This is a genomic window from Oceanobacillus luteolus (assembly GCF_042678205.1).
Lineage (GTDB): Bacteria > Bacillota > Bacilli > Bacillales > Amphibacillaceae > Oceanobacillus > Oceanobacillus luteolus.
Genome location: NZ_JBHUDE010000075.1, coordinates 1 through 1,359, shown reverse-complemented (window position 1 = coordinate 1,359; position 1,359 = coordinate 1). Strand labels below are relative to the sequence as shown.

The window sequence follows — 1,359 nt, the reverse complement described above, 5'->3', positions numbered from 1 at the left end:
GGTGGCGACCCCTAAAAGTTAGAGTTTTTATTATGCAGCTGATTGGCTGGATTGAGTTCGGTATTCTATCGGACTTAATCCAGCCAATTTTGCTTTGGTTCGTACGTGGTTATACCAGTGGATGTATTCCTCGATTCGGCGTTTTAATTCTTCATACCTCACTAATTTCTCTCCATAATACATTTCCTGCTTTAATATGCCAAAGAAATTCTCCATTGAAGCATTGTCTGCGCAGGTTGCTTTACGCGACATACTTTGAAATACGTTATTTGTCTTTAATGTTTTCACCCATAGGTTGTGCTGGTAGTGCCATCCTTGATCCGAATGGATTGTAGTGCGATAAGTTGCGTGATTCCTTATTATTTCTATTGTTTCATTTAAAGGTTCCATGACAAGATCATGCGTTGGACGTTTCTTGATGCCAAATGCAATAACTTCTCCGTTATAAAGGTCAAGAATTGGATTTAAATATAGTTTTTCTTCGCCTAAACATTTGAATTCTGTGATGTCCGTTACTAACTTTTGAAGCGGGATAGGGGTACTAAATCTACGATTTAAACGGTTTTTCGATACCTTGCCAACCTTCCCCTTATAGGAATTGTATTTACGGGATTTACGCATGAATTTAACACATTTTAATCCTAGCTCTCGCATGAGGCGATACACTTTTTTATGATTTACAATGTATCCTACTTTCTGTAACTCATCCGTTATCCGTTTATAGCCATAACGTTCATGAAACGTCTTAAATAGCTGGGTAATATGTTCTTTTAGGTCAGTGTCGGGATCTTCTTTTCCAAAGTTTTTTACGTGATAATGATAGGTTGCTTCCGGAATGTCCACCACAAGGAAAATATCTTTTAATCGGAATCCTTCTTCTTTGAGTTCGAATGCCAGTTTTGCTTGTGCTTTTCGAGATAGGCATTCGGATTTTCCCGGAAAGCTTTTAGCTTTTTTAAGTACGCATTTTCTAATCTCAGTAGTTCATTTTCACGCTCTAACTCTGCTTCACGTGTTAACTTTTCTTCCTTTTTCCTTTGCTTATTAGGTTTCTTAGACATAGAAGGTCGCCCCTTTGGTTTTTGTTTCAGGCCTTCTACTCCTTGTTCTCTAAACTCTATCATCCAACGAGCAATTAGAGATGGATTGTTTAACATAAATTGATCCGCAGTTTCCTGATAAGAAGCGCCTGTCCGTAACATAAAGTGTATCGTATCCAATTTAAATTGAACAGGATATGCTTCCCTACTATTTTTTCTTTTTAACCCTTCCACCCCTTGATTTTTATAAGCACTAACCCAATTTTTTATCGGTGTATCAGACGGCATATTGTATTTTCTCGCCAATAATGCATAACCA

At 37.5% G+C, this 1,359-nt stretch carries 2 protein-coding genes; both read right to left on the bottom strand.

From position 1 onward, the window contains the following. Window positions 1-30: 30 nt before the first annotated feature. The gene (locus ACFSBH_RS12235) at window positions 31-975 is read right to left on the bottom strand and encodes an IS3 family transposase (protein ID WP_251517881.1); all 945 of its coding nucleotides are present in this window, start codon (window positions 973-975) and stop codon (window positions 31-33) included. Beyond that, window positions 861-1,359: helix-turn-helix domain-containing protein (locus tag ACFSBH_RS12230; protein WP_379597756.1), on the bottom strand; the 499-nt coding region annotated here is incomplete at its 5' end. The genes ACFSBH_RS12235 and ACFSBH_RS12230, both read right to left, overlap by 115 nt.